Source organism: Kitasatospora sp. NBC_01560, assembly GCF_045208415.1.
Classification (GTDB): domain Bacteria; phylum Actinomycetota; class Actinomycetes; order Streptomycetales; family Streptomycetaceae; genus Kitasatospora.
This window is the reverse complement of sequence record NZ_CP109364.1, coordinates 1,615,333-1,642,074: the sequence shown is the minus strand read 5'-3', so window position 1 is coordinate 1,642,074 and position 26,742 is coordinate 1,615,333. Positions and strand designations below refer to the sequence as shown.

Below are 26,742 nucleotides of genomic sequence, written 5' to 3'. Positions count from 1 at the left end.
CCGCAGCGGGCCGGCCGTCGCGGGGCGACGGGTCCGGCCGGGTTGCGGCGATGCGGTGAAGACTGTCATATGCACGACAAGTCGAGCAGGGAGAATCCGGCCATTCGGCGGACGGCGGCCGTGGTGCCCGGCCCGGCTGACCGGTCGGCCACGGGCGCGCCGCCTAGCTTGGGCGGATGAACAGCCCAGCCGTCCCGCCCCGGGAAGGGGACAGTGCAGGACCGCCGGGGGCGGAGCGCACGGACTACGCGGGCGCGGTCTACGGCTCCCTGCTCGCGGCCTCGGTGGTGGCGACTGCCGGCGCCGTCGCCACGTATCCGCGGCTCCAGCTCGCCGTCCTGCTGATCGTCACCGGCCTGGTGTTCTGGGGCACCCACGTGTACGCGCAGCTCGCCGGCGAGCGGCTGGTCGGGCAGCCGATCACCTGGCAGGAGGCCCGGCACGTCGCCCGGCACGAGTGGTCGATCGTGGAGGCAGCGCTGCTGCCGACCGCCGCCGTGCTGGTCAGCCCGCTCCTGGGGCTGGACCTCGCCGGGACGGCCTGGCTGGCGCTGAGCGTCGCCGTCGCCCAGCAGGTCGCCTGGGCGGTCGTGGGAGCGGTCCGGGCCGGGGCGAGCCGGGGACAGGTGGCGGTCGAGGGGCTGGCCAACCTGGCGTTCGGCCTGGTGATCGTCGTGGCCAAGGCGGCGCTCGGGCACTGACCCCGTCGCCCGCGCGGCCGATCCTCCGGGCCCCGCCTCCCCGGCCCGGGCGGGCACGCCCCGTCCGGCATGCCCCGGCCCCGGCGAGTCGCGGAGTTCCCGGGGAGGCGATCCACCTGGGAGGGAACGCGGTCGGCGGTCGGCGGGCCCCAGGCCGGCCGGCCCCGGGAGGTGACGTCCGTGACGCGAGGCGAGCAGGACGCGCGAGGCGAGCAGGTCCGGGGCTCCGTCCCGGTGGGCGAGACCGGGCAGGCCCTGCTGGAGGCCCTGCTCACCGTCTCACCGGTCGGCCTGCACGTCCTCGACACCGAGCTGCGGGTGGTCCGGATCAACACGGCCACCCCCGCCATGCGCGGCGTCCGCGCACAGGACCTCCTCGGGCGCCGCCTGACCGAGGCGTACGGCCTGGTCGACCCGGACGGCATGGAGGCCCTCGCCCGCGGGGTGCTGGAGACCGGCCTCCCCGTCCTCGACCGCATCGTCCGGATCCGGCCGCCGGAGGAGCCGGACGACGAGCGCTTCCACTCGATCTCGGCCTTCCGCCTGGCGGACCGGCGGGGCCGGGCCCTCGGGCCGGCCGTCGCGGCGGTCGACGTCACCGACCGTGAGCGGGCGCGCGGCGGCCTGGCGCTGCTGGAGGCCGTCCACCGGGGCGTGGGCCGGACCCTGGACACCGTGGTGACCTGCCGGGAACTGGCGGACGTCCTGGTGCCCGCCTTCGCCGAGGTCCCGGAGGGCGGTGTCCTGGTCCTCGCCGGGCTCCCGGACGCCGACGGGGATCCGGCCGGTCCGCGGGGCGATGCACTGCCCGGGCCGCCGGACGGCGCGCCGCCCGGGCTCCGGGCGGCCCTCCGGAAGTCGCCGGTCGGCGGCGCCGGTCCCTTGCAGGACCTCTGCGACGAGATCGTCTACCGGCGGGACCAGGCGGCCGGCCGGGCGGACGGGGCGGTGCTCCTGCTCGCCCGCACCCGGGCCTTCCCCGCCGACCGGGTCGCCGCCTGGCCGCTGGAGGCCGACCTCGCGGCGGTCGCCGTCGCGCGCCGCCACGTCCGTGCCCGGCTGCGGGACTGGGGGGTGGACGAGGAGACGGCCTCCAACACCGAACTCATCGTCAGCGAGCTCGTCACCAACGCCGTCCGCCACGGCGCGCCGCCGCTGACCCTGCGGCTGATCCACGACCGGACGCTCACCTGCGAGGTCCGCGACCACAGCCTGGCCGCGCCGTTGCTGCGCCACGCCCGCGCGGCCGACGAGGGCGGGCGCGGGCTGTTCATCGTCTCCCGGCTCGCGCAGCTCTGGGGCACCTGCTTCGCGGCCGACGGCAAGACCCTCTGGACCGAAAAGTCGCTCCCGGCGCCGCCGGACCGAGCCGGCCCGCCGGCCTGACCGCCCGCCGTCCGCGGGCCCGCTGCCGCCCGGTCAGGCCGACCCGTCCGCCCGGTCAGACCGGCCCGTCCGCCCCGGCCGGGAGTGCCCGGTGCCAGTCGGCCGGGCCGCTCGGCGGGAGGTGACGGGGCAGGCCGTCGGTCCAGCGCTTGGTGCCGTCGGGCAGGACGGCGAGGGCCTCGACGCCGGGCCGGCCGGACACCCAGGCGAGCGCGCGGTCCGGGCCCATGGCGAAGGCGGCGGTAGCCCAGGCATCGGTGCGCGCGAGGCCGGTGCCCGGGCCGGTGACCAGGGTCAGCGAGGCCAGGCCGGTCGCGGGGAGCCCGGTGTGCGGGTCGCGGATGTGCGCCCCGCGCTCGGCGGTGCCGGAGGTGGCGACCGCGAGGCCGCTGCCGCCCAGGACGGCGGCGAGCCGGCCGGCCCGCAGCGGGTGGGCGACGCCGATCCGCCACGGGCCGCCCGAGGTCTGCACGTCCCCGCCGCCGCTGACGCAGAACTCCGTCGAGCCTGCGGCGCGGAGCAGCCGGGCCGCCTCCTCGACCGCCCAGCCCTTGACCCAGCCGCTGGGGTCGAGGCGGCCGTCGGGCCGGTCGGTGAAGTACCCGTCGGTCTCCGCGGCGACCTCGCGGCAGGCCGCCAGCACCGCGCGGACCTCCGGGGCGCAGGCGTCGGGGCGGAGTTCGGCGCGGTCCAGACGGCTGATGGCGCTGTCCGCGCGGTAGGGGGAGAACACCGCGTCGATGCGGTGCAGCCGGTCGGCGACGCGTCGGAGCGCCGCGGCGGTGTCCGGTCCGGGATCGCGGACCACGATCGAGAAGACGGTGCCCATGACGGGCTCGGCGTGGCGGAGCACGGCGGCTCAGCGCCCGGCCTGGTCGAGGGCGCTCTGCAGGGAGCGGATGTAGCCCTGGCTGGTGAAGGTCGCACCGCTGACCACGTCGATGGCGGCGCTCTGGGCGGCTATCGCCTCCTGGTTGAGCAGCGGCAGCGCGGAGCTGTTGATCTCCCGGTCCCGGCGGTCCTCCGTCGGGTACTTGATCACGTCGACGGCGCTGATCCGGCTGCCGGCGAGGGTGACCCGGACCTGCACCGGCCCGTAGCGGGTGTTCGCCGCGGTGCCGGTGACCGTCCGCGGGCCGGCGGCAGTGGCGCCGGCCCCGGTACCGGTGCCGGCAGTCGATGACGGCGCTGTCGCCCCGGACGGTGCGGAGGCGTCCGACGGCGCCGGCGCGGTGCCGGCGGCGTCGGTCCCGCCCGAGCCGATGACCGCGGCCGGTCCGGCGGCCTGGTGCGGTTTCAGGGAGAGCAGCAGGATGATTCCGGCCGTGGTGGCGGCGCTGCTGACGACGGCTCGGCGCATGGGGATGCTCCTCGGGAAACGGGACGGGTGCCGGTGACGGGGGCTCGGAACGGCGAACGGATCGGTGAACAGAACGGCGAACGGCCCGGTGGCCGGGCTCGGTGGCCGGGCCCGGTACTGGGCGCCGGAAGGCGTCAGAAAGCGTCAGAAGGTGAAGGACTCGCGGTGGATCCGGCCCCGCCGGACCCCGGCGGCCCGCAGCGACCGGACGGCCTCCTCGGCCATGGCCTCCGGGCCGCAGACGTACACCTCGTGCTCGGCCAGCCCGGGCACCAGCCGGGCGAGCGCGGTGCCGAGGTCCCCGACCCGCGCCCGCGGGCCGACCAGCTCGTGCACCCGCGCGCCGCGCCGCCGGGCGACCTCCGCCAGCTCCGCGCGGAAGAGGACGTCCTCCGGCCGGCCGGCGCGCTGCACCAGCGTCACCTCGCCCGGCATCGTCTCGAACAGGGCCCGCAGCGGGGTGATCCCCACCCCCGCCCCGAGCAGCAGCACGCGTCGGCGCCGCCGGGTCCGCGCAGTGAAGGCACCGTACGGGCCCTCGGCGCGGACGCGGGTGCCCGGACGCAGCGTGGCCACCGCCGCGCTGTGCCGGCCGAGGTCCTTGACGGTGAACCGCAGGAAGCGCGGGTGCGGCGGCGCGGACAGCGAGTACGGGTTGGCGGCCCAGCGCAGGCCGGGGGCGTCGAACTGGAGCCGGAAGAACTGCCCCGGCTCGGCGTGCAGTTCGTCGATCCGCTCGCCGCTCAGGAAGAGCGACACCACGCCGGGGCCCTCGGGCCGGACCTCGGCCACGGTGAGCCGGTGGCGGCGGTCGCGCAGCCACGGCCGGACCAGCCGGTACCAGCCGAGCAGGGCCGCCGTGCCCAGGTAGAGGGCGTACCAGGCGAGCCGGGCCGGGCCGTCGCCGAGGTCGGCACCGGTGGCCAGTTGGTGGCCGAAGGCGAGGGCGACGGCCAGGTACGTCGCCAGGTGCAGGTAGTACCAGGTCTCGTAGGAGAGCCGGCGGCGTGCCGCCCGGGCGGAGACCGCGCCGGTGCCGAGCATCAGGAGGGTGGCGAGCGCGGCCTTGAGCATCTCGGGGAAGTGGAACACGATCTCCACGCCCTCGCCGAGCAGGCCCCGGCCGTCCGTCAGGGCGTAGCCCCAGACGATCGTGAGCACGTGCGCCGTCACCGTGGTCACCAGCCAGCGGCCGCCGAAGGCGTGCCACCGGGCCAGGCGGTCGGCGCCGACCTCGCGTTCCAGCGGCGGCAGCCGGGCCATCAGCAGGAGCAGCACGGGTGCCGCGTACCCGGCGAGCAGGCCGGTGATCCGGCCCGCTCCGGTGAGCCAGCCGGCCGCGCCGGTCACGGCGGCGGTGTCGGCCCACCACCGGGCGAGGACGGCGAGTGCGCCCGCGCCGATCAGCGCGAGGGCAGCGGCCGGCACGGCGGCCCGCAGGCCGCCCGGCGCGGGCGGCGCGTTCGGTGGGGTGGCGGGGCGGCGTGGCAGCGCCCGCCGGGTCGGGCGTGCGGCGCGCGGCGGGGCGGTGCCGGCCATCGGGGTCTCCCTCCTTCCGGCGGTGCTGCCCGCCGGGGTGATCACGATGGCACTGCAAGCTCTCAGTTACCTCTGAACGCGGCACCGGCACCACCGCCCGGCGGCAGGCATCGGTGCAGGTCGGGGCCGGTTCTGCCGGGCCAAAGGGGGATCCCGGCGGGGCCTTCGGTCTCATGGCTTTCTCACCGTGGTGTGACCAGAATGAAAGCCGACGACTGCGTCGCACGCCGAGGGAGCACCATGGATGACACCGCCGACCCGTGCGCCTGGCGGATCCTCGTGGTGGACGACGAACCCGACCTGGTCGAGGTGGTCTGCGGCGCGCTCCGCTACGAGGGCTGGCAGGCCCTGGGCGAGACGAGTGGCCTCGCCGCCGTCCGGGCGGCGGCGGCCTGGCAGCCGCACGCCGTCGTGCTCGACATGATGCTCCCGGACCTCGACGGTCTGGAGGTGCTGCGCCGCGTCCACCAGGAGCAGCCCGAAGTCCGGGTGCTGTTCCTCACCGCCCGGGACGCCGTCGAGGACCGCATCGCGGGCATCGCCGCCGGCGGCGACGACTACGTGACCAAACCGTTCAGCCTGGCCGAGGTGGTCGTCCGGCTGCGCGGGTTGCTGCGCCGCGCCGCACCGCCGGTGGCGGCGCAGGCCCCGCCCCCGCACGCGCTGGTGCTCGGCGACCTCGTCCTCGACGAGCGGGCCCGCGAGGTGACCAGGGGCGGCGACACCGTCGAGCTGAGCCCCACCGAGTACGCGCTCCTCGCGTACCTGGTGCACCACCCGCGCCAGGTGCTGAGCAAGGCGCAGATCCTGGACGCCGTCTGGTCCTACGACTTCGGCGGGCAGGCGCACGTCGTCGAGCTCTACATCAGCTACCTGCGCAAGAAGCTGGACGCCGGCCGGGCGCCGATGATCCACACCGTCCGCGGGGCCGGTTACCTGATCAAGGCGGCCCCGTGACCGGCGTACCACGCGGCCGGGCCGCCGGACTGCTGCGCGGCCGGTCGCTGCCGCGTTGCCAGGCCCTGCGCCCGCGGGTGCTGCCGCGGACGCTTCGATCCCGGCTGATCGCTGGGCTGGTGGTGCTCCTGGTGGTGACCTGCGCCGCCGTCGGGTTCGCCACCACGGCGGCGCTGCGCCACTTCCTGGTGGACCGGTTGGACCAGCAGCTCGCCGATTCGGGCGGGCGGTACGCGGCCAGCCTGGAGCACGGCGGGCAGGGCGGCGACACCCGGGCCCAGGCACCCGGTACCTTCGGCGCCCGGCTGCTGGACGGCCGGGTGACCGCGGCCGGCGTGGTCGACGGCGACGCCGACGACGCGGACGACCCCAATGACGACGACCGGGTGGCGCTGTCGCCGGCCGGCCGGCGCGCTCTTGCCGCCCTCCCGGCCGGCGGGCCGGCCCGCACCGTCGACCTGGGCGGCGCCACCGGCCCCTACCGGGTGCGCGCGGTGGCCGGCCGGGACGGCGACGTGCTGGTCAGCGGGCTGCCCCTGCGCCAGGTCGAGGACACGGTGGACCGGCTGGTGACGCTGGAGCTCACGGTGTTCGCGCTGGCCGCCGCCGGGGCGGGGGTCGCCGGCGCGCTCTGGGTCCGCTGGTCACTGCGTCCGCTGGACCGGGTGGCGCGGACGGCCGAGCAGGTCGCCGCCCTGCCGCTGGCCAGCGGCGCCGTCACGCTGGCGGCCCGCGTCCCGGACGACGACCCGCGCACCGAGGTCGGCCGGGTCGGCGCCGGCCTCAACCGGATGCTCGACCACGTGGGGGCCGCCCTGGCCCGGCGGCACGCGGTGGAGGAGCGGTTGCGGGCGTTCGCCGCCGACGCCAGCCACGAGTTGCGGACGCCCGTCGCGGCGGTTCGCGGCCACGCGGAGCTGGCGTTGCGGCACCCCGGCGAGGTGCCCGGGCCGGTGCGTCACTCGCTGGAGCGGATCAGTGCGGAGGCGGGCCGGATGGGCACGATCGTCGAGGACCTGCTGCTGCTCGCGCGGCTGGACGCCGGCCGCCCGCTGCTCGACGAGGAGGTCGATCTGACCCGGATCGCGCTGGACGCGCTGGCCGACGCCAGGGCCGCCGGACCGGAGCACCGCTGGCGCCTCGCCCTGCCCGAGGAGCCCGTGCTGGTGCGCGGGGACACGCTCCGGCTGAGCCAGGTGGCGGCCAATCTGCTGGCGAACGCCCACCGCCACACCCCGCCCGGGACCGAGGTCGAGCTCGGTCTGGCGTGCGCCGGAGAGCTGGTCCTGATGACCGTCGCCGACAACGGTCCGGGCATTGCACCCGAGTTGGCCGAGCGGGTGTTCGAGCGCTTCGTCCGCGGCGACCGGGCCCGCTCGCGCGCGACCGGATCGACCGGGCTCGGCCTGTCGATCGTGCGGGCGGTCGTCCGGGCGCAGGGCGGCGAGGTGGAGCTGCTGAGCGGGCCGGGGCGCACCGTGTTCGCGGTCCGGCTCCCGGCCGCGCCCCCGGCCTGACCGGCGGGCGCGTCCGCCGGTTCGGTCGGTCGGCCGGCTGCCTGCCGCGTCCGCCGGTCAGCCGCCTGCCGTGCCGGGGCGGACCCGGCCGCCGTACGCCCTCTACCCGGTGGCCCTGATGCCGGGCTGGCTCCAGGCGGTCAGCAAGGTCAACCCGCTCAGCTACGAGGTCGACGCACTGCGCGGCCTGCTGATCGGCACCCCCGCGCACCTCCTGCTGGACTTCGGGGTCCTCGCCCTGGCGACGGCCCTCGGCATCGCCGCGGCCTCGTCGCTGCTCGGCCGCCTCGCGCGCTGACGGCTGCGCCCCCCGGGGCTTGTGCGCTTCCTGGAATGCCACGACGCCGCTGGACCGGTCCGGGGTTTCCGGGCGGTGCAGCGGCGTGGTCGTGGTGCGGGGTGGTGCGGGCGCGGGGGTGGTGCGCCGGTGTGGTGGTGCTGGTGGCCCGGGGCGGTGTGTTGCTCGGGGTGTTACTTGGTGAGGCCGGCCTTGACGGAGCAGACGGGCCAGGCGCCGGGGCCCTGGGCGGCGAGGACCTTTTCGCCGATGGTGATCTGCTGGGCCTTGGTGGCCTGGTGGGCCTGGGGGGCGTAGGCGGTGCCGCCGAAGGCGGCCCAGGTGCTGGAGGTGAACTGGAGGCCGCCGTAGAAGCCGTTGCCGGAGTTGATGGCCCAGTTGCCGGTGGCTTCGCAGGCGGCGACCTTGTCCCAGACGCCGGCGGGGGCTGCGGAGGCGGCGTTGGCCGTGACGAGTCCGGCCACGGGGAGGGCGACGAGCGCCCCGGCCATCAGTGCGGTGCGGACGCGGTTGCGGCGCTTGGCGGTGGTGGCGGTGGCGGTGGTCTCGTTACGGAGGGTCATGCGGGTCCTTTCGGCGGGGGGTGCGGGCGTGCGGAACCAGGCCCTGGGGTGGGCCTCGGTTTCTGCGGGGGTGTCGCTCGCGGGGTGGGGCACCGTTCGCGTTCCCGGGGCGGTGGGGCCCTGGTGTGCGGTGTGCTCGGTGCAACGGGTTCGAAGTTACGGGGGTCGGGCCGGGGGTTTCAAGGATTCGTAGGTTTGGGCATGTCAGGGGGCTGTTACCTGAGGTATGGATCAAGCTTTTGGGTTGTTTTGGCCCGTTTTTCGCCCATTTTCTTGGTCGTTGGGGTGGGGGAAGTGGTCCGGGCCACAGGGAAAGTGGTGTGAGGCCGGGCACATCGTCGACGGTGGGTGACGGGCCGTCGGCGGGGGGTGCCGGTGGTGGGGTGCCGGGGTGGGGGTGCGGGTGGCCCGCACCACAGCCCTCACCCGCTGCCCGCCGGGCCCGCACGCTCCGTCACCGAACGGGCCCCGGACGCGGCGCTCAGGCGTAGCTGCGGAGCAGGTGCGCGAGGTAGTCGGCGGCGACGCCGGGGTGGCCGGCGTCCTGCGCGCCGTGGCGGTGCAGCTCCAGCCCTCCGTCGGGGTGCAGGCGCACGGTGGTGGTGGCCCGTCGCGCGTCCGGGCCGAGCTCGGCGGCCGGTCCGTCGGGGTCGGCGAGCACGGGAACGGCGGGCGCGAAGACCGCGGCGGCCTGCGCGGCGGTGGCGCAGGGCGGCTGCCCGGTCCGGTTGGCGCTGCTGACGTAGAGCAGCGGGAACGCGTCCAGCAGCGGCCGCAGGCCCGGGCGGCGGGCGCCGAACAGGAGGGCCCAGCCGTCGCGCGAGGCCGGGCCGAGCCACCCGGGCGGCGTCCGGTCGCCCCGCAGCGGGACGAGCAGGGTGAGGAGCTCCTCGGCCAGCAGCCGGCGGGCCAGCCGCAGGCCGGCCGGCTCGAGGTCGAGCAGCCCCGCGAGCCGGCCGACGGTGTCGGGGTGGTGGGCCCACAGCGCGACGGCCTGACCGGGCGGGCGCTGCTTGGCCGCGTTGACAGCGGCGGGATCGGTGCCGGCGACCACACAGGTCAGCGGCGCGGGATTCGGCAGCACGACGGCCGAGCCTCCGGCGAGGGCCAGCCGCACGGCGGCCGCGTCGGAGGTGGCGCCGCCGTCGGCCGCTCCGGTGGAGGTGGGCGCGGATCCGGCGGGTTCGTCGGGGGCGGGGGCGCTGTTCACGGGCGGACCTCACTGCCGGGGGTGGCGGTCGCGGGCCGGGTCGGCGAGGGCAGCGCGGCCGGGTACTGGGCGTCGGAGGGCTGCGCGGCCGAATGCTGCGCGGACGGGGGCTGGGCGTCAGAGGGCCGAGCGTCGGGGAGTCGGGTGGCGCCGGCTGCCGCGAGACCGTCGAGGTAGCCGCCGAACGCCTGCTCGTCGACCTCGGCACGGCCGGTCCGGTAGGCGCGGGCCTTGACCCACGTCATGGCGGCTCGCGCCTGGGCGGCGTCCAGCCGGTGGCCGAGCCCGGCCGCCACGGCGGTGACCACGCGGGCACTGGCCAGGTGGGTGAGGACGACACCGGGTTCGATCCCCAGCAGCGCCTTCGGGTCGTAGGGCTGGAAGAGGTCCGGGCGGACGAAGGGGGTGCCGGTGGAGATCGATCCGACACCGGTGCCCACCACCGGCGTCGTGACGGTCAGCGGCACCCCGGTGTGCTCGGAGACCATGGCGGCGATGGCGGGCAGCCGGGTCAGGTCCGGCGCCGTCCACCAGAGGCCGCCCCCGTCACCGCCCCCGGGCGGGAGGCCGTCCGTCCGGCCGGCCGGCGGGCCGAGCAGCAGCGCCGCGCGGCCGGGGTCGTGGGCCAGCAGGAAGAGCAGCTGCTCGGTGGCGACCATTCCGGAGCGCTCGGCGATGCCCAGCCAGGAGGACGAGGTCACCCGTACGCCCGCCCGCAGCGCCTCCAGGGTGTTGGCCAGGCCCAGCCCGAGGTCGTTGTGCAGGTGCGACCCCAGCACCACCCCGGCGCCCGCACCCGCGCCGACCTCGGCGAACATCGCGGCCGCCTCCCCGGGCAGCTGGCGGCCCACCGTGTCGGCGAGCAGCACCACACCGGCCCCGGCCGCCGTCATCGCCGCCGCGGCCTGCGCCATCGCGCCGTGGTCGGCCCGGGAGGCGTCGGCCAGGCACACGTCGACGGCCACGCCGTTGTCCGACTCCCTTGCCGCCCGGACGAGTTCGACGCCCTCCGCGAGCGCGCGGCGGGCGTCCCGGTGCACCATCACGCCGGCCATCGCCTCCGACGCGGGCACCACCAGCATCACCCGGGCGTGCGCCGTCCCGCGGACGGCGGCGACGGCCTGGGCCGCGTCCGCCCGGGTGCCCCGGCAGACGGCCGCCACGCTGACCGCCCCTTCGGCCTCGACGGCGACCTTCCGGACGGCTTCGAACTCCTCGGTGCACACGGCCGGGAACCCGGCGGCGAACACCACGTGCCGCGGCCCGTCCGCGCCGAACGCCTCGCCCTGCGCGCGGGCCAGCCGCACCCGGAACCCGGCCGGCATCAGCGTCTTGGCCTGTGCTCCGTCCCGCGCCGACTCCTCCCACACCACCAGCCGCCCGGCCCGGGCCGACTCCCGCACCACGTCCTGCATCGCGCCCCCCATCACTCCCGGCCTCCGGACGGCCGTCGGCCCGCACGGTAGCGACGGGCGGCGTCACCGCGTCGGGCCCGGCCTCTTGCGGGGAGATTCGGTGAAGGGTCCGCGGATTTTCCGGGGAGTCCGGCCCTGGTCGGCCGATCGGCGCTACAAGGCGCCGTCGTGCGGTGGGCCCGGCCGCCGAGGGGGGACGACGACCGGGCCCGTACCGGGACGGTGGCGCTCCGGGGGCGGAGGGGGGATTCCGCCGGCCGGAGCGTTCGGCCGCCCGAACGGCGTCTGACCGCTTTCGCGTCCGGCAAACCTCTCGGATCCGGCGAGTCCTGCGCCGGGCCGAGCCCGTCAGTCCGGTGGTTCCGTCGGCTGCGGGCCGGCGGGGCGGGGCCCGGCGGGCTCGGGCCGGGGTGGTTCCGGTGGCGGCAGCGGCGATCCGGGCGGCGCGGGAGGGTCCGGCAGCAGCGGGGGCGGGGACGGCTCGGGTGCGGCGGGCAGGGGGGCCGCGCCGCCGGGGACGCCGCGGACGCCGGGGGAGGGGTGTGCTTCTCGTTCGGTCATGGGCCCCGTATCCCCCCGATCGCCGGCGGCATTCCCCCCTTTGCGCAGGCCACGGCAGCTGTGCGGTGGGTCGGCACCCGGGCACCCGGCCGCCCGGGCGGTGGGAGGCCGGTCGGCGCGGGGCCACGGCGGAGCGGAGGACTTTCCGTTATCCGGGGCGCCCCGCCCCGGTCTCCTGTCCGGTGGGGCCGTGGCCCTCCCGCTCCGCTCCGCACCCGACCGGTCCGACCCGGCCGGCCACCGCTCCACGCGCCTCCCGGCGCCCTCACGAGGTGAAGACCTGCCGATGTTCGCTTCCCGCCGTTCGACCTCCCGCACGTGGGCCCTGGTGTCCGCGGTACCCGTGCTGCTGCTCGTCGGGCTCTTCGCGGGTGGCTCGCCCGCACCCCCGGGGGGCACCGGCGCACCGGGCGCGGGGCGCGCGGTGCAGGTCTCCGGCAGTGCGGGCGGGCCCGGCGTGCCGGCCGTCCCGGAGCTGTCGGCGGACGCCGTGGGCCTGGCCGCCGAACGGGACGGCTACCGGCTGGACACGGCCGTCACCGAGCTGCCCGCCGGCCGGGCGGTGGAGTACCCGTTCACCGTCACCGGCCCGGACGGCCGGCCGGTGACCGACTTCGCCGTGCACCAGGCCGAGAAGCTGCACTTCTACGCCGTCCGCGCCGACCTCACCGGCTTCCAGCACCTGCACCCGACGATGGCCGCCGACGGCACCTGGACGGCCGCCCTGGCGGCGCTCGCCCCGGGCCGCTGGCGGCTCTACGCCTCCTTCGTGCCGGTCGCCGACGCCCGGCAGGGGAGCGAGATCGTACTCAGCCGCACGGTGACGGTGCCGGGCACGAGTGCGGAGCTGCCACTGCCCGCCCCGGCCGGCAGCACCACGGTGGACGGCTTCACCGTCGCACTCCGGGTCGAGCCGAAGGCCGGTGCCCACCACCTCACGGCCACCATCGGCAGGGACGGCCGGCCGGTCACGGACCTCCAGCCGTACCTGGACAGCTACGCGCACCTCACCGCCTTCCACGAGGGGGACCAGGCGCTGGCCCACCTGCACCCGATGAACGAGGTCGACGGCGACCGGGGAGGTCCGGTGCTGGACTTCTACGCGCTGCTCGGCCGGGCCGGGAACTGGCGGGTCTTCCTGCAGTTCCGGACGGCCGGGCAGCTGCACACCGCGGAGCTGACGCTGCACATCGCGTGAGGCGCGGCCGCCGGGCGCGGCGTACCGGGCCCGGCCGGGCTCAGGCCGTGCGGCGGTAGTAGGTGACGGTCACCCGGACCGGGCCGTCGTCCGGGCCGGTGGTGAGCGCGCGGACGACGGCGAACTCCCGGCCGCCCTTGGCACGGACGCAGAAGCTCCGGTCGGTGCCGACCGTGCCGAAGGGCAGGGTGGACGCGGGCTGGGTCTCGACGCCCTTGACGCAGTCCGGCAGGGTCAGGTCGGCGCCGGGCGCGAGGTAGGCGTCGCTGTCCTCGGGGATGTAGAACTCGCCGTTGTGGCGGCCCAGGTACCAGGCGGAGGTGTCCTGGGCGGCGACCTTCCCGGTCCTGAGGTCGAACTCGTAGGAGTGGTCGGGGGAGGTGAGTTCGAGGTTGCTGTAGACGGCGGTGAAGCCGGGGAGGGTGGTGGCCGGCGGGGGCGTGGTCGCGGTCGAGGGCGCCGCGGGAGCCGGCGCGGCGGTGGCGGCGGTGGACGGGCCGGGGCTGCCGGTGGCAGCGACGTTCTGGTCGTCGAGGTCGTCGAGGTAGCCGGGATCGAGCAGGAGGAACGCCCCGGCGGCGCCGACCAGCAGGGCGGCGGTGGTCAGCACGGCAGTGCGGGCGCCGCGGCGCGCGGTGGCCGCGGCTCTGCGTCTGCCCGTGCCCGGCTCCCCGCCCGGGCCTCCGCCGGTGGCCGGGCCCGTGTCGGTGACCGGCGCCAGCCGGGTGGCCGGTGCGGCGGGGACGAGCGCGGTCGGGGCGTCGGCGGCGGCCCGGGCCCGGTCCAGGGCGGTGGCCGGCGGGGGAGTGCCGGCCGGCAGGTCGGTGTGGCGGTGGATCTCGGTGCTGACCTGCCGGGGCAGCCAGTCGTCGGAGAAGCGGAGCTCGCCGCCGGTGGCCGGGTGGTTGCGGGCGGCCTCGATGAGCCGGGCGGTGTCCGGCCGGTCCCCGGGGTTCTTGGCCAGGCAGCGCCGGACCAGCTCGTGCAGCCCGGCCGGCAGCCCGGAGACGTCCGGCTCCTCGTGCACCGCCCGGTAGAGCGAGGCCGGTTCGGGGCCGTCGCCGAACGGCGGGGTGCCGGAGCCGACGTAGGCGATCAGGGCGCCCAGCGCGAAGACGTCGGTGGCCGGGGTGGCCCCGCCGCCGACGACCTGCTCGGGGGCCATGTAGCCCGGTGAGCCGATCCGCAGGCCGGTGCCGGTGAGCGGGCTGGCATCGGCGGCCCGGGCGATGCCGAAGTCGATGACGCGCGGCCCGTCGGCGGCGATCAGGACGTTGCCGGGCTTGAGGTCGCGGTGGACGACGCCTGCCGCGTGGATCGCCTGGAGGGCCTCGGCGATGCCGGCCAGCAGCAGCAGGGCGGTCCGCTCGGGCAGCGGGCCGTGGCGGTGGACGACCTGCTGGAGGGACGGCCCGGGCACGAAGGTGGTGGCCAGCCAGGGGGTGGCGGCGTCGGTGCCCGCGTCGACCACCTGGGCGGTGTAGAGGCCGTGGATGCGCCGTGCGCTGGCGACCTCCTGGGCGAAGCGGTGCCGGAACTCCGGGTCCTCGGCGAGCTCGGGGCGGACGACCTTGAGGGCGACCGGGCGGCCCCCGGGGGTGTGGGCGAGGTAGACGCGGCCCATGCCGCCCGCGCCCAGCCGGGCGCGGAGGCGGTAGCCGCCGACCTCGCGGGGGTCGTCCGGGGTCAGCGCCTGGAACGCCGTGGGCGACGGGGCGCCGAAGGGCTCTGCGGTCATGCTGGCTCCCAGCGGGTCGAGCGGGCGGGGCGGGCGGGTGCGGGCCGCCCTGGGCGGACGATCCGGACGGCCGGTGGTCCGGACGGCCGGCCGGCCGGGGACGCGGCGGCTGCCGGCGCGCGGTGCGCGCCGCCGGTGGGGTGGCCACGCGGGCATGCCGGCGATCCGATGCGGAGGCGATCCGATTCGGAGGCGATCCGATTCGGACCGGAGCATACCCCGACTGGAGTTTCAGTCAGGATCGGGACCGCTGCGTCCGTTCGGGCGGTCCTGCCGGTAGGGTGATCGCTTGTGGCTGACCGTCGAACCCTGATCATGGAAGCGGCCGCGCGGGTCATTGCCCGGCGCGGTGTCCGCGGGCTGCGCGTGGAGGAGCTGGCCGCGGAGGCGGGCGTCTCCACCGCGCTGATCTACTACCACTTCAAGGACCGCACCGGGATCCTCCGCGCGACCCTGGAGTTCATCAACGACCGGGCCGAGCGGTACACGACCGAGCGCGCCGAGGACGAACCGCCCCTGGACGCCCGGGGCGAGCTGGAGCAGACGCTGCTGCTGGAGTTCCAGGACACCCCGCAGGTGCGGGAGAACAGCACGGCCTGGGGTGAGCTGCGGGCCAGCGCGGTGTTCGACCCCGAGCTCCGGGAGGACCTGGCCCGCGCCACGCTGGTCTGGGTGCAGGAGGTCGCGGAACTGCTCGGCCAGGTCCGGCCGATGAGCGGTGCGGCCGCGCTGGCCGCCTCCGCCGAGCGGCTGACCGCACTGCTGGAGGGTCTGAGCGTCCGCTGGCTGAGCGGCAGCGTGCCGCTGAGCCACGCGCGCGAGCTGATGGCCGGCGCGATCGACAGCGAGCTGGAGCACCTGAGCGGCTGACGCGCGGGCAGGGCAGGACGGCGGGTTCCGGGGTTCCCCGGGGCCCGCCGTCCTCGTCCGGGGGCGCTTTCCGGGCCCGGGGTACGCAGCTCTCGGGTACGCAGCCCTCGGGTACGCAGCTCCCTCGCCTTGACTGAATTTTCAGTCAGTGCGAGAGTGAGGGCACGGCGCCGCACGACGCTTCCGTGATGCCGGGCCGGGCCGGGCCTGCCGCCTGCCCGGCGGGGCCGCGAGCGACGAACCGCTCGCGGGCAGCACCGCACGAGGCCGCCGCACCGTACCGACGGGCCGCCCGTCCCGCGGGCACCGTCCCCCTCGGGGAGGCCGCCACCCCGCGCCCCGGTACGGCCCGGTGGGCCATACTTGATTCGGAGATCCGCATGAGCGACCCCTACCGCGACGACAGCTCCCTGTTCGGCCGGCTCTTCGGCGCCGAGTCGTCCCGCAGGTCGGTGCTCGGCGCCGCCGCAGGCCTGGGCGCGGCGGGGATCGCGGCTGGCGCGGCACCGGCCTACGGGGCGTCCGCCAGCCGGGCCGACGGCCCGCTCCCGCGCTGGTGGGTCGACCGCGACGACGTCCCGCACGCCCGGACGTGGATGTCCTGGCCCTCCCGGTCCTCCGTCTGGGGCCGCCAGCTGAGCGGGGTCAAGGAGGACATCGCGCTGATCGCCCGGACGATCGCCCTCTACGAGCCGGTGATCCTCTGCGCCCCCGACGACTACAGCGTCCGGGAGGCCCGGTCGTACACCGGCCCCACCGTCGACGTGATCGGCTCGATCGGCACCGACGACCTCTGGATGCGCGACATCGCCCCGGTGTTCCGCCGCGACGGCCGGGGCGGCCTCGACGCCGTCGGCCTCAACTTCAACGGCTGGGGCAACAAGCAGACCCACCGGTGGGACGCCGAGGTCGCCCGCCACGTCGCCGACTGGTCGCGCGTCCGGTTCGGCCGGGCGGACTTCGTCGGCGAGGGCGGCTCGATCGAGACCGACGGCGACGGCACGCTGATGGCCACCGAGAGCAGCCTCGTCAACAAGAACCGCAACCGGGGCATGAGCCGCGACGAGATCGAGGCCGAAGTCCTGCGCGTGTACGGCGCGGACAAGATGATCTGGGTCCCCGGCATCAAGGGCGAGGACATCACCGACGACCACATCGACGTCACCTCCCGGTTCGTGCGGCCGGGCGTGGTGCTGGTCCAGCTGCCGCCCGAGGACCGCAACGACATCTGGGCCCGGGACGCCCGCCAGCAGTACGACATCCTGTCCCGCGCCACCGACGCCCGGGGCCGCCGGCTCCAGGTGATCCGGGTGGACGGCCCCGACACCGTGCGGTCGAAGGACCCGAAGTTCGTCGACTCCTACCTCAACTTCCACGTCGTCAACGGCGCGGTGATCGCGACCCAGTTCGGGGACCGGGTGAAGGACGAGGCCGCCCGGCGCACCCTCGCCGCGGCCTTCCCCGGCCGGGAGGTGGTCCAGCTCGACGTCGACCGTCTGATGGCCGGTGGCGGCGGCATCCACTGCTCCACCATGCAGGAGCCCCTGCCGTAACCGCCCCGCGGCCCGGCGCGACCGCCGGGCCGCGGCGCCCCTGCCGATCCGGGTCCGGGCGCGTCCCGCCGTGTCCCACCCGTCCGCCCTCTCCCGCCGGAGTGCTCCCGTGCCAGAATCCACCTCCCCCCGTCCCTCCCCGTCCCGCCGGACGGTGCTGCGCGCGGCGGCCGGCGCCGGTCTGCTGACCCTCGGGGCCGTCGCCTGCTCCCCGTTCGACGACGATGACGACCCGGCCGCGCCGGAGGCGACGCGCCCGCCGGCGCCCGGCGAGACCGGCGCCACCGGGGCGACGCCCGGGCGGCGGTTCGGCGCCGAGTGGGAGAGCCACGCCCGCACCTTCATGGCCTGGCCGGCCTCCACCGGCATCTGGGCCGACCAACTGCCCGACGTCCGCGCGGACATCGCCCGGCTGGCCCGTGCCGTCGGCGGCTACGAGCCGGTGGTGATGTTCGCCCGCCCGGCCCAGGTGGACGCGGCGCAGAGCGCCTGCGGCAAGGACGTCGAGGTCGTCCCGCTGCCCGTCGACGACCTGTGGGCGCGCGACACCGTCCCGGTCTTCGTCGAGGACGGCAGCACCCTCAAGGGCGTCGACTTCAACTTCAGCGGCTGGGGCAACAAGCAGAAGGAGCACGGGAACGACACCGCGCTGGCCGCCGCGGCGCTCGGCAGGTACGGGATCGAGCGGGTCCGCACACCGGTGGTCGCCGAGGGCGGCTCCTTCGAGACCGACGGCCAGGGCACGCTGATGGTCACCGAGAGCTCGGTGGTCAACGAGCGGCGCAACCCGGGCAAGAGCCGGGACGAGATCGAGGCCGAGCTCAAGAAGGCCCTGGGCGTGACCAAGGTGATCTGGTTCGCCGGCGTCCGCGACCAGGACATCACCGACGCGCACGTGGACTGCCTGGTGCGGTTCGCCGCCCCCGGGGTCGTCCTGCTGGACCAGCCCTTCCCCGGCGCACCCGCCGACGTCTGGTCGCGCTCCGCCGCCCAGGCGCGCGAGGTGCTCAAGAGCGCCACCGACGCGCACGGCAAGCCGCTGCGGGTGATCGACCTCCCGCAGCCCGACCCGGACCGGATCACCGGGCGCGGTGACGCCTTCGTCTCCTCGTACATCAACTTCTACGTCGCCAACAAGTCGCTGTTCCTGCCGCGCTTCGGGGACGCCAAGGCCGACGACCGGGCCCAGCAGATCCTGCGCGACCACTTCCCCGGCCGGGACATCGTGCCGGTGAAGATCGACAACATCGCCTCCGGCGGCGGCGGGATCCACTGCTCGACGCACGACCAGCCGGGCAAGCCGGCCGAAGGCTGATCCGCACCCACCCCGACCGGTCCCTCCCACCGGCGAGCCGCTCCGTTCCGGCCCGCCGACCCCGTCTCCCGCCACCGGCTGTACTTCCTCCGGCCGGACGCGGGTGCCGCGTCCCTCCTCGGGGCGGACGCGGACAAGGCCTCCGAGCTCCCGGGCTCGGAGGCTTCGGCGTTCCCGTGGCCGGGCGGGGCCGGGCGGGGCCGGGCGCGGCCAGGGCGGGCCGCATCGGATCAGGACGGGTCCGGGGACAGCTCCGGGGCCGGGGCGTGCGGCGGCCGCCCGGGCCGGGCAGCGGAAGACCGCCGGGCGGGGCGACACCGGAGTGTCACCCCGCCCGACGGCGGTGGCAGGTGGGGCGGGCGCTGCTCAGACCGTCCGGTCCGGCCGGACGGGAGTCTGCGCCGCGGCCGCGGTGTGCGCGGCCGGGGCAACGGACGGCGCAACGGGCGGAGCGGCGGTGTGCGCGCCGTCCTGGGCGGGCGCGCCCGCCCCCGCACCCGCGGGCTCCGGCGGGGCGTCGCCCTCGCGCATGGCTGCCGTCTCGGCCTTCAGGATGCGCATCGACTTGCCGAGCCCGCGGGCCATGTCGGGCAGCTTCTTCGAGCCGAACAGGAGGACGACGACGGCGATCACGATCAGCAGGTGCCAGGGTTCCAGACCGTTGCGGAGCATCGCGGCTCACCGTGCCTTTCGCGAGGGGGAGCGGTTCGGTGGGGGAACCGCCAGTCTCGCATTGACTGAAATATCAGTCAACAGTGATGCCGGCCGGCTGGAGCTCCGGGTGGCGGCCGCCGAGCTCCGCGGCGATCGCCCCGCCGAGCAGCCGGCGGGCGTGCTCCCGCGGCAGCGAGCCGCTCAGCCAGCGGACGCTCAGCCCCTCCAGCAGGGCCGTGAGGCGCTCCGCGGAGGCGGCGTGGGCCGGCGCCGTCCCGGTCGGCTGGGCGCGGCCGAGCAGCTCGGCGATCTCGTGGACCCAGGTGTGGGTGGCCTTGGCGAGATCCACCCGGAGGTCGGCGTCGAAGACCGCACTGGCCCTCAACTCGCCCCAGGCGGTGCTGTTCTCCCGCACCTCCACGGTGTCCTGGAGCTCCAGCAGGAGGACTTGTGCCAGCTCGGTCAGGGGGTTGTCCGCCGCTTCGCCGGGGTCCCACTGTGCGGTGTAGCGGTCGGCCCGCTCGCTGATGAACTCCAGGGTCTCGCGGAGGATCCCGGCCCGGTCGGTGAAGTGGTAGTAGATCAGTGAGGTGGACACCCCGGCCTCGGCCGCCAGCTCGGCCACGCGGAGCCCCCGCACGCCGCGGCGGGTGATGACGCGCGTGGCGGCTCTGAGTATTTCTGTTCGACGGTCTGACACGAGCGTTCACTGTACTCGCACAAGCGGGAGTCGACGAGCTATTTCCTGATCAGATCTTCAGGCTCTGTCTGGCGGGGATCGATTCAGGACATCCCTGCTCAGCAAGGTTTTGGGCGTGTCCATGGCGTCTTCCGGTGGTGTCGCAAGGGGGAACCGCCCTCCGCTCGGGCCGGGGAGGATCAACCCATCCCAGCATCTTGACTGAATTTTCAGTTCAGAGCAGGATGTGGGTCACCCCACACCTCCCGACCCCTCCAGGGAGCCCCATGAACACGCCCGTCCCCACCCGGCGCAGCCTGCTCAAGTTCGGTGCGGCGGCCCTGCCACTGACCGCACTCGGCGCGGCCCTCCCGGGGATCGCCCTCCCCACCAGCGCCGCGGCCGCCACCGCCCCCTCCGGTGCCACGCTGCGGATCCCGGCGGAGACCGACCGGCACACCCGGACCTTCATGGCCTGGCCGGCCCTCCGCCCGGTCTGGCAGGACCAGCTCTCGGCGGTGCGCCGCGACATCGCGAACGTCGCGTACGAGATCTCCCGGTACGAGCCCGTCGTGGTGCTGGCCCGCCCCGAGCAGGCCGCCGACGCCCGCTACACCTGCGGTTCCGGTGCCTACTACTCCATCGAGGTCGAGGAGATCGCCAACGACGACCTCTGGATCCGCGACTTCGGGCCCACCTTCGTCGTCGCGCCGGGGGCGATCGCCGGCGTCGACACCAACTTCAACGGCTGGGGGAAGACGGGCACGTCCTACTTCCAGCCGTTCGGCAACGACGCGGCGGCGGCCGCCACGCTGCTGGGCCGGTACGGCGTCGACCGCGTCCGGGCCGGCTTCGTCGGCGAGGGCGGCTCGCTGGAGACCGACGGGCAGGGCACGCTGCTGGCCACCGTCAGCTCGCTGGTCAACCCCAACCGCAACCCGGGGATGAGCCAGGGCGAGGTCGAGCGGGCGCTCAAGGCCTCGCTCGGGATCGACAAGGTGATCTGGGTCCCCGGGCTCGCCGGCCAGGACATCACCGACTGCCACATCGACTGCCTCGCCCGGTTCACCGCCCCCGGCAAGGTCCTCCTGGACCAGCCCGGCGCCGGGGCGGACGCCAAGTGGGTCGCGGTCTACAACGAGGCGAAGCAGGTGCTCCAGAACGCCACGGACGCCCAGGGCCGCCGGCTGGAGATCACCGAGATGCCGGGGCCGGACCGCCGGCTGATCCGCGGCCGCGGCAAGGAGTTCCTCTCCAGCTACAGCAACTACTACACCGTCAACGGCGCCGTCATCGCCCCGCAGTTCGGTGACGGCTACGCGGACGGCCTCGCCTACGCGATCCTCCAGGCCGCGTACCCGGACCGCCGGATCGTCCAGGTGAACATCGACGGCATCGCGAGCGGTGGCGGCGGGATCCACTGCGCCACGCAGTCCCAGCCGGTGGTGCCCGCCGCCTGAGCGGGCGCGACCCGGCCCGCGGGGGCGGCCGGAGACCAGGCGTATCCGCCTTTCTATTACTGACCGAATTTTTGAACAGGAGACATGTCACCATGACTTTCCGTATGCCGGCCGAGTGGACCGAGCACGAGGGCTGCCTGATGGCCTGGCCCACCAGGGCCGAGCTCTGGGGCGAGACGCTGGACGAGGCGAGGCGGGAGTACGCCGGCGTCGCCCGGGCGATCTCCGCGTTCGAGCCGGTGACGATGGTCGCCTGTCCCGGTCAGGGCGAGGAGGCCCGGGCCCTGTGCGGGGACGGCGTCGAGGTGGTCGAGCTGCCGATCGACGACTCCTGGTTCCGCGACTCCGGCCCGATCTTCGTCCTCGGCCCCGACGGCGAGCGCGCCGGGGTGGACTTCCGCTTCAACGCCTGGGGGCAGAAGCACCACCCGTTCGACACCGATGACAAGATCGCCGCCCTGCTGCTGGAGCGTCTGGACGTCGAGCGCATCGACTCCCGGATGATCCTGGAGGGCGGCGCGATCACCGTCGACGGCGAGGGCACGCTGATCACCACCGAGCAGTGCCTGCTCCACCCCAACCGCAACCCGGGGATGAGCAAGGAGGAGATCGAGGCCGAGCTGGTGGCCCGGCTCGGCGTCACCACGGTGATCTGGCTGCCCTACGGCGGGCTGCTGGACACCGAGACCGACGGCCACGTCGACGGCGTCTGCGCCTTCGTCGCCCCCGGCAAGGTGGTCGTCCAGCTCCCCGGCGACCCGGACCACCCGGACTACGAGCGGATGCGCGCCAACCGCGCCGTGCTGGAGGCCGCCGTCGACGCCCGGGGCCGCAAGCTGGAGATCATCGACCTGCCGCAGAGCGCCTTCGTCGAGGTCGACGGCAAGCAGACCGAGGTCGGCTACCTCAACTTCTACATCGCCAACGGCGGCGTCGTCGTCCCGACGGCCGGCGTCCCCGAGGCGGACGAGGGCGCGCTCGCCGTGCTCGCGGCGGCGCTGCCCGGCCGCAAGGTCGTGGGGGTGCACTCCCGGGTGATCGCCTACGGCGGCGGCGGCGTCCACTGCATCACCCAGCAGGTACCGGCGGCCCGCCCCACCGCGTGACCGCCGGGGCGCGCCCCGCCGCCGGCCCCGGCAGGCGCGCCCGGCACCGAGCACCTCGCAGCAGGACCGGCGGGCCCGCACCCCCACGCATCCGCGGCCCCGCCGGCCCGGCCCCTCGCCACCCCCGTCCCGCACGGATCCCGTCACGCACGGAAGAGAGCCACCCTCATGCCAGACCCCCGCACCAGCTCAGGAACCCGCAGATCCCCGCGCCGCCGGCGCTCCCTCCCGGCCGCCGCGCTGGCCGCCGCCACCCTGGCGTCCTTCACGCTCGCCACCGCCTGCTCCGGCCCGCCGAAGACCGGTGGCACCGACGGCGCCGCGGCCTACCGGCTGTCCGCCGGCACCCCGGCCGCCAAGGGCGGGCTGGAGTCCTTCACCTGGGCGGTGTACGCCGAGCCGCCGACGCTGGACTACATCTCCGCCTTCGACTACCCGCAGAACACCGTGCTCTCCAACGTCTGCGAGAGCCTGATGCGGTGGACCCCGCAGCTGACCCTGGCCCCGGGGCTGGCGGAGAAGGCCTCCAACCCCGACCCGACCACCTGGGTCTACGACCTGCGCCCGAACGTGCACTTCCACGACGGCGGCGTGATGACCGCCGACGACGTGGTCTACAGCCTCGGCCGGCAGACGAACCCGGACAACGCGGCCGCCTGGGCCCAGCAGTTCCAGAACGTCAGCAGCATCACCAAGACCGGCCCGCTCCAGGTCACCGTGAAGCTCACCCAGCCCGACTCGCAGTTCAACCAGTACCTGGCCACCGCCGCCGGCGTGGTCGCCTCGAAGGCGGGGATCGAGGCGGCCGGCAAGGACTACGGCACCGGCGGCAGCCTCGCCTGCACCGGTCCCTTCAAGCTCGGCTCCTGGACCAAGGGCCAGTCGATCGAGCTGCAGCGCTTCGACGACTACTGGGGCACCAAGGCGAAGTCGGCCAAGGCCGTCTTCCGCTTCCTCACCGACCCGTCGGCCCGCGTCAACGCCATGCTCAGCGGTGAGGCCGACGGCGGCTACCTGATCCCCACCGAGAGCTACGAGCGGCTGCGCACCGGCGGCACGGGCTCGCTCTACTTCGGCGAGGGCCTCAGCACCGTCAACGTCAACGTCACCAACATGCAGGGCGCGCTCGGCGACGTGCGGGTCCGCAGGGCGCTCTCGCTCGCGCTCGACCGCTCCGGCTTCGTCCGCACCGGGCTCGGCGGGGCCGGCAGCGTCACCGGCTCGCTGACCACCCGCGCCGCGTGGGCCGCCGCCCCCGAGCACGTCCGCACCGAGGCCTTCGAGGGGCTCACCCCCACCGCGCCGGACCTCGAAAGGGCCAAGGCGCTGATCAAGGAGGCCGGCGCCACCGGGAAGACCCTCACCGTCGCCACCAGCCCGATCGGCCAGGACGTCTCGCTGCTCGCGACCGCCGTGCAGTCCGCCGGGGCGAAGATCGGCCTGGACATCCGGCTGAAGACCATCGCACCGAACGCCTTCACCGCGCTGTTCACGGACCCGAAGGCCCGCGAGGGCATCGACATGTTCCCGGAGACGTACTACGACTCCATCACCGACCCGCTGGACCTGCTGGGCAACTTCCGGACCGGCGCCTACCAGAACTTCGCCTCCTACAGCGACCCCGGCTACGACGACCTGGTCAAGAAGGCCGCGGCCGCCACCGACTCCACCGAGCGCTTCACGCTGGAGGCGCAGCTCCAGAAGACCGCCTCCGAGCAGTTGCTCTGGATACCCGTCGCCGAGTGGCCCACCGCGGTCTTCCTCAACAAGCGGATCACCGGCGCGCCGACCACCATCTCGTACCTGTACTACCCGTGGGCGGCCGACGTGGGGGCGGCCCAGTGAGTTTCCTGAGATTCGCCGTCCGGCGGCTGGCCGAGATGGCCGCCACCCTGGCCGGCGCCTCGTTCGTGATCTTCGGGGCGATGTACCTCGCGCCGGGCAGCCCGGCGAGCTTCCTGCTCGCCGGCCGCTCGGCCTCCCCGGAGGCCCTGCGGGCGGTCAACGCCCAGTACCACCTGGACGACCCCTTCCTGCTGCAGTACCTGCGCTGGGCCGGGCAGATCCTGCACGGCGACTTCGGCCGCTCGATCACGTACCGGACGGACGTCTCCCGGCTGCTCGCCGACCGGCTGCCCGCCACCCTGCTGCTGGTCGTGATGGCGCTCGTCCTCGTCCTCGCCCTCGGCCTGCTGCTGGGCTGGATCGGCGCCGTCCGCGGCGGCGCCGCCGACTCCACCATCCTGGTCACCACCACGGTGGCCGTCGGCACCCCCTCCTTCGTCGCCGCCGTCCTGCTCCAGGGCCTGTTCGCGGTGAAGCTGGGCTGGTTCCCCACCGGCGGCACCGGCGACGGCCTCGGGTCGATGCTCTGGCACCTCGCCCTGCCCGCCCTGGCCCTCGCGCTGTACCTGATCGGCATGCTCGCCCGGGTCACCCGCGCCGCGATGGTCGACGTGCTCGGCCACGAGCACGTCACCGTCGCCCGCAGCCGCGGCGTCGGCGAGCACCACGTGATTCGCCGGCACGTCTTCCGCAATGCCCTGGGCACCGTCCTGACCACCGGCGGGCTCATCGTCTCCACGCTGCTGGTCTGCACCGTCCTGGTGGAGACGGCGTTCAGCGTCGGCGGCATCGGCCAGCTCCTCGAACTGTCCACCACTACCAAGGACTTCCCCACCGTGCAGGCCATCTCGCTGATCATGGTCGGGCTGTTCATGGCGGTGAACCTGGTCGTCGACCTGCTCCACCCGCTGGTCGACCCCCGGGTCACCCTCGGAGCGAGAAAGGCAGCCGGATGACCGTCACCCTGCTGCGCCGGCCCGGCCTCGGCCGGGTCCGCACCGCGCGCGCCCCGCTCCAGCTGCTCTGCCTCGGCTTCGTCGTCCTGGTCGTCCTGGCCGCGCTCCTCGCCCCGTGGATCGCCCCCGCCGACCCGAACGCCGTCGACCTGGGCAACGCCCTCGCCGGACCCTCCGGTGACCACCTGCTCGGCGTCGACGCCTCCGGGCGCGACACCCTCTCCCGCCTGGTCACCGGCGCCCGGACGTCCCTGCTCGGACCGCTCGGCGTGGTCGCCTTCTCGACCCTGGCCGGCGTCGCCGTCGGCGTCACCGCCGCCTGGCGCGGCGGCTGGCTCGACTCCGTGCTCTCCCGCAGCACCGAACTGGTCTTCGCCTTCCCCGGCATGCTGCTGGCGATCCTGATCGTCTCCGTCTACGGCGAGGGGCTGCTCGCCCCGGTCGTCGCCCTCGCCGTCGCCTACCTGCCCTACGTCAGCCGGCTCACCCGCTCGCTCGTCCTCGCCGAACGCTCCCGCCCCTACGTCGAGGCGTACCAGGTCCAGGGCCACTCCGGCCTGCAGATCTGCCTGCGGCACGTCATCCCCGGCATCGCGCCGGTGGTGCTGGCGCAGTCCACCATCAACTTCGGCTACGCCCTGATCGACCTGGCGGGCCTGTCCTTCCTCGGGCTCGGCGTCCCCGCGCTCACGCCCGACTGGGGCCGGATGGTCTTCGACGGCCAGTCCGCCGTCCAGCACGGCTACCCGCTGTCGGCCGTCCTGCCCTGCGCCGCGATCGTGCTGACCGTCGTCGCCTTCAACGTCGTCGGCGAACGCTGGGCCGACCAGGTCGCCAGGAGGGACCGATGACCACCCTCGACATCCAGGCCTACCGCCTGCGCCTGCCCAACACCGCCCGGCCCGTCCTGGCCGGCGTCGACCTCACCGTCGACGCCCGGGAGACGGTCGCCCTGGTCGGCGAGTCCGGCTCGGGGAAGAGCCTCACCTCCCGCAGCGTCCTCGGCCTGCTCCCCTCCGGCGCCGCCACCGAGGGCACCGTGCGGGTCAACGGCGAGGACGTCCTCACCATGACGCCCGAGCAGCTGCGCCGCCTGCGCACCGGCACCGCCGCGATGATCTTCCAGGACCCGCGGGCGGCCATCAACCCGCTGCGCCGCCTGGGGGACTTCCTCACCGAGAGCGTGCGCCTCAACGGCGGCCTGGGCGCCGAGGCCGCCTCCGCGCGGGCCGCCGAGATGCTGGACGCGGTGGGCCTGCCCGCGTCGGTCCTCGGCCGCTACCCGGGGCAGGTGTCCGGCGGCATGCTCCAACGCGTCATGATCGCGGCCGCCCTGATGGGCGATCCCGCGCTGATCCTCGCCGACGAGCCCACCACCGCCCTGGACGTCACCTCGCAGGCCGAGGTGGTCGCGCTGCTCGGCGACCTCCAGGAGCGCTTCGGCACCGGCCTGCTCTTCGTCACCCACGACCTGGGCCTGGCCGCCGCCATCAGCGACCGCGTCTACGTGATGTACGCCGGCCGGATCGTCGAGACCGGCCCGGCCGAGGCGCTGTTCGAACGGCCGCGCCACCCCTACACGGCCGCGCTGCTCGCCTCGACCCCGCGCCTGGACGGCCCGCGCGGCAGGCTCGCCGCCATCGAGGGCCGGCCGCCGAGCCTGCGCGACGAACCGGCGGGCTGCCCGTTCGCGCCGCGCTGCCCGTACGCGACCTTCCTCTGCACGCAGGAGGAGCCCGTCCTGCTGCCCGTCCCGGCCGAGCCCGGCCGGCTGACCGCCTGCCACCACAGCGACCGGACGGGGGAGGGGAGCGCCGATGCGTAGCCCGGACCTCGGGGCCGCGGCCCGTTCGAAGGAAGT

At 75.3% G+C, this 26,742-nt stretch carries 23 protein-coding genes and 1 pseudogene; 15 read left to right on the top strand and 9 right to left on the bottom strand.

Going from position 1 to position 26,742, the window contains the following annotated elements:
- The first annotated feature begins 176 nt into the window (after nucleotides 1–176).
- Complete coding sequence (locus OH807_RS06665) at nucleotides 177–701, top strand: hypothetical protein (protein WP_406195069.1); 525 nt, start codon at nucleotides 177–179, stop codon at nucleotides 699–701.
- A 180-nt stretch (nucleotides 702–881) separates the two neighbouring features.
- The gene (locus tag OH807_RS06660; protein ID WP_406195066.1) at nucleotides 882–2,087 is read left to right on the top strand and encodes a PAS domain-containing protein; all 1,206 of its coding nucleotides are present in this window, start codon (nucleotides 882–884) and stop codon (nucleotides 2,085–2,087) included.
- 55 nt (nucleotides 2,088–2,142) lie between these two features.
- Here OH807_RS06660 and OH807_RS06655 read toward each other — a convergent pair whose 3' ends face one another.
- The 3 genes from OH807_RS06655 to OH807_RS06645 form a co-directional block, all read right to left on the bottom strand.
- The gene (locus OH807_RS06655; protein WP_406210760.1) at nucleotides 2,143–2,916 is read right to left on the bottom strand and encodes an FAD:protein FMN transferase; all 774 of its coding nucleotides are present in this window, start codon (nucleotides 2,914–2,916) and stop codon (nucleotides 2,143–2,145) included.
- A 30-nt stretch (nucleotides 2,917–2,946) separates the two neighbouring features.
- On the bottom strand, nucleotides 2,947–3,447 hold the full coding sequence (locus OH807_RS06650; protein ID WP_406195064.1) for an FMN-binding protein: 501 nt from the start codon (nucleotides 3,445–3,447) through the stop codon (nucleotides 2,947–2,949).
- A 144-nt stretch (nucleotides 3,448–3,591) separates the two neighbouring features.
- Entirely contained in the window at nucleotides 3,592–5,034 is a 1,443-nt protein-coding gene (locus tag OH807_RS06645) for a ferric reductase-like transmembrane domain-containing protein (RefSeq protein WP_406210757.1), read from the bottom strand.
- 192 nt (nucleotides 5,035–5,226) lie between these two features.
- Here OH807_RS06645 and OH807_RS06640 point away from each other — a divergent pair, with 192 nt between their 5' ends.
- The 3 genes and pseudogenes from OH807_RS06640 to OH807_RS06630 form a co-directional block, all read left to right on the top strand.
- The gene (locus OH807_RS06640; RefSeq protein WP_406195061.1) at nucleotides 5,227–5,943 is read left to right on the top strand and encodes a response regulator transcription factor; all 717 of its coding nucleotides are present in this window, start codon (nucleotides 5,227–5,229) and stop codon (nucleotides 5,941–5,943) included.
- A 29-nt stretch (nucleotides 5,944–5,972) separates the two neighbouring features.
- A complete protein-coding gene (locus tag OH807_RS06635) occupies nucleotides 5,973–7,460 on the top strand; it encodes a sensor histidine kinase (RefSeq protein ID WP_406210754.1) in 1,488 nt (495 codons plus the stop codon).
- Nucleotides 7,461–7,557: 97 nt separating this feature from the next.
- Nucleotides 7,558–7,758 (top strand): annotated as a pseudogene (locus OH807_RS06630) (multidrug ABC transporter permease); the annotation flags it as partial.
- Between the two features lie 173 nt (nucleotides 7,759–7,931).
- Here the strand turns inward: OH807_RS06630 and OH807_RS06625 are convergent.
- From OH807_RS06625 to OH807_RS06615, 3 genes are all read right to left on the bottom strand, one after another.
- Nucleotides 7,932–8,321, bottom strand: a complete 390-nt coding sequence (locus OH807_RS06625) for a transglycosylase family protein (protein WP_406194293.1) — start codon at nucleotides 8,319–8,321, stop codon at nucleotides 7,932–7,934.
- A gap of 481 nt (nucleotides 8,322–8,802) precedes the next feature.
- Nucleotides 8,803–9,531 (bottom strand): Sua5/YciO/YrdC/YwlC family protein, encoded by a 729-nt coding sequence (locus OH807_RS06620; protein ID WP_406195057.1) that lies wholly within the window; start codon nucleotides 9,529–9,531, stop codon nucleotides 8,803–8,805.
- Complete coding sequence (locus tag OH807_RS06615) at nucleotides 9,528–10,946, bottom strand: 2-isopropylmalate synthase (protein WP_406195055.1); 1,419 nt, start codon at nucleotides 10,944–10,946, stop codon at nucleotides 9,528–9,530. The genes OH807_RS06620 and OH807_RS06615 overlap by 4 nt, the downstream gene beginning before the upstream one ends.
- Before the next feature lie 847 nt (nucleotides 10,947–11,793).
- On the opposite strand from OH807_RS06615, the gene OH807_RS06610 reads away from it, so the two are divergent.
- Nucleotides 11,794–12,705, top strand: coding sequence for a hypothetical protein (locus OH807_RS06610; RefSeq protein ID WP_406195052.1), 912 nt, complete (start codon nucleotides 11,794–11,796; stop codon nucleotides 12,703–12,705).
- Nucleotides 12,706–12,745: 40 nt separating this feature from the next.
- Here the strand turns inward: OH807_RS06610 and OH807_RS06605 are convergent, their stop codons facing one another.
- The gene (locus tag OH807_RS06605) at nucleotides 12,746–14,443 is read right to left on the bottom strand and encodes a serine/threonine-protein kinase (protein ID WP_406195049.1); all 1,698 of its coding nucleotides are present in this window, start codon (nucleotides 14,441–14,443) and stop codon (nucleotides 12,746–12,748) included.
- Nucleotides 14,444–14,758: 315 nt separating this feature from the next.
- On the opposite strand from OH807_RS06605, the gene OH807_RS06600 reads away from it, so the two are divergent.
- The 3 genes from OH807_RS06600 to OH807_RS06590 all read left to right on the top strand — a co-directional run bounded on the left by OH807_RS06600 (nucleotide 14,759) and on the right by OH807_RS06590 (nucleotide 18,181).
- Entirely contained in the window at nucleotides 14,759–15,313 is a 555-nt protein-coding gene (locus OH807_RS06600) for a TetR/AcrR family transcriptional regulator (RefSeq protein ID WP_406210751.1), read from the top strand.
- Nucleotides 15,314–15,693: 380 nt separating this feature from the next.
- Complete coding sequence (locus OH807_RS06595; protein ID WP_406195047.1) at nucleotides 15,694–16,866, top strand: agmatine/peptidylarginine deiminase; 1,173 nt, start codon at nucleotides 15,694–15,696, stop codon at nucleotides 16,864–16,866.
- 109 nt (nucleotides 16,867–16,975) lie between these two features.
- On the top strand, nucleotides 16,976–18,181 hold the full coding sequence (locus OH807_RS06590; RefSeq protein WP_406195044.1) for an agmatine/peptidylarginine deiminase: 1,206 nt from the start codon (nucleotides 16,976–16,978) through the stop codon (nucleotides 18,179–18,181).
- A gap of 366 nt (nucleotides 18,182–18,547) precedes the next feature.
- On the opposite strand, the gene tatA is transcribed toward OH807_RS06590, so the two are convergent.
- Both tatA and OH807_RS06580 read right to left on the bottom strand, forming a co-directional pair.
- A complete protein-coding gene (gene tatA, locus OH807_RS06585; protein WP_406195042.1) occupies nucleotides 18,548–18,853 on the bottom strand; it encodes a Sec-independent protein translocase subunit TatA in 306 nt (101 codons plus the stop codon).
- 73 nt (nucleotides 18,854–18,926) lie between these two features.
- Complete coding sequence (locus tag OH807_RS06580; protein ID WP_406195040.1) at nucleotides 18,927–19,535, bottom strand: TetR/AcrR family transcriptional regulator; 609 nt, start codon at nucleotides 19,533–19,535, stop codon at nucleotides 18,927–18,929.
- A gap of 266 nt (nucleotides 19,536–19,801) precedes the next feature.
- Here OH807_RS06580 and OH807_RS06575 point away from each other — a divergent pair, with 266 nt between their 5' ends.
- From OH807_RS06575 to OH807_RS06550, 6 genes are all read left to right on the top strand, one after another.
- Nucleotides 19,802–20,974: an agmatine deiminase family protein gene (locus tag OH807_RS06575; protein ID WP_406195038.1), complete on the top strand. Its 1,173-nt coding sequence runs from the start codon at nucleotides 19,802–19,804 to the stop codon at nucleotides 20,972–20,974.
- A gap of 92 nt (nucleotides 20,975–21,066) precedes the next feature.
- The gene (locus OH807_RS06570; protein WP_406195036.1) at nucleotides 21,067–22,080 is read left to right on the top strand and encodes an agmatine/peptidylarginine deiminase; all 1,014 of its coding nucleotides are present in this window, start codon (nucleotides 21,067–21,069) and stop codon (nucleotides 22,078–22,080) included.
- Between the two features lie 168 nt (nucleotides 22,081–22,248).
- Entirely contained in the window at nucleotides 22,249–23,925 is a 1,677-nt protein-coding gene (locus OH807_RS06565) for an ABC transporter substrate-binding protein (RefSeq protein WP_406195034.1), read from the top strand.
- On the top strand, nucleotides 23,922–24,881 hold the full coding sequence (locus OH807_RS06560; RefSeq protein WP_406195031.1) for an ABC transporter permease: 960 nt from the start codon (nucleotides 23,922–23,924) through the stop codon (nucleotides 24,879–24,881). Before OH807_RS06565 ends, OH807_RS06560 begins: the two co-directional genes overlap by 4 nt.
- Nucleotides 24,878–25,732, top strand: coding sequence for an ABC transporter permease (locus OH807_RS06555; RefSeq protein WP_406195029.1), 855 nt, complete (start codon nucleotides 24,878–24,880; stop codon nucleotides 25,730–25,732). Before OH807_RS06560 ends, OH807_RS06555 begins: the two co-directional genes overlap by 4 nt.
- Nucleotides 25,729–26,706 (top strand): ABC transporter ATP-binding protein, encoded by a 978-nt coding sequence (locus tag OH807_RS06550; protein WP_406195027.1) that lies wholly within the window; start codon nucleotides 25,729–25,731, stop codon nucleotides 26,704–26,706. Before OH807_RS06555 ends, OH807_RS06550 begins: the two co-directional genes overlap by 4 nt.
- Nucleotides 26,707–26,742: the final 36 nt, after the last annotated feature.

Coding starts and splice junctions, on each gene's coding strand:
- OH807_RS06665 (WP_406195069.1), top strand. CDS start 177: ATGAACAGCCCAGCCGTCCCGCCCCGGGAAGGGGACAGTGCAGGACCG.
- OH807_RS06655 (WP_406210760.1), bottom strand. CDS start 2,916: ATGGGCACCGTCTTCTCGATCGTGGTCCGCGATCCCGGACCGGACACC.
- OH807_RS06650 (WP_406195064.1), bottom strand. CDS start 3,447: ATGCGCCGAGCCGTCGTCAGCAGCGCCGCCACCACGGCCGGAATCATC.
- OH807_RS06640 (WP_406195061.1), top strand. CDS start 5,227: ATGGATGACACCGCCGACCCGTGCGCCTGGCGGATCCTCGTGGTGGAC.
- OH807_RS06625 (WP_406194293.1), bottom strand. CDS start 8,321: ATGACCCTCCGTAACGAGACCACCGCCACCGCCACCACCGCCAAGCGC.
- OH807_RS06615 (WP_406195055.1), bottom strand. CDS start 10,946: ATGCAGGACGTGGTGCGGGAGTCGGCCCGGGCCGGGCGGCTGGTGGTG.
- OH807_RS06610 (WP_406195052.1), top strand. CDS start 11,794: ATGTTCGCTTCCCGCCGTTCGACCTCCCGCACGTGGGCCCTGGTGTCC.
- OH807_RS06605 (WP_406195049.1), bottom strand. CDS start 14,443: ATGACCGCAGAGCCCTTCGGCGCCCCGTCGCCCACGGCGTTCCAGGCG.
- OH807_RS06600 (WP_406210751.1), top strand. CDS start 14,759: ATGGAAGCGGCCGCGCGGGTCATTGCCCGGCGCGGTGTCCGCGGGCTG.
- OH807_RS06595 (WP_406195047.1), top strand. CDS start 15,694: ATGAGCGACCCCTACCGCGACGACAGCTCCCTGTTCGGCCGGCTCTTC.
- tatA (WP_406195042.1), bottom strand. CDS start 18,853: ATGCTCCGCAACGGTCTGGAACCCTGGCACCTGCTGATCGTGATCGCC.
- OH807_RS06575 (WP_406195038.1), top strand. CDS start 19,802: ATGAACACGCCCGTCCCCACCCGGCGCAGCCTGCTCAAGTTCGGTGCG.
- OH807_RS06570 (WP_406195036.1), top strand. CDS start 21,067: ATGACTTTCCGTATGCCGGCCGAGTGGACCGAGCACGAGGGCTGCCTG.
- OH807_RS06565 (WP_406195034.1), top strand. CDS start 22,249: ATGCCAGACCCCCGCACCAGCTCAGGAACCCGCAGATCCCCGCGCCGC.
- OH807_RS06555 (WP_406195029.1), top strand. CDS start 24,878: ATGACCGTCACCCTGCTGCGCCGGCCCGGCCTCGGCCGGGTCCGCACC.
- OH807_RS06550 (WP_406195027.1), top strand. CDS start 25,729: ATGACCACCCTCGACATCCAGGCCTACCGCCTGCGCCTGCCCAACACC.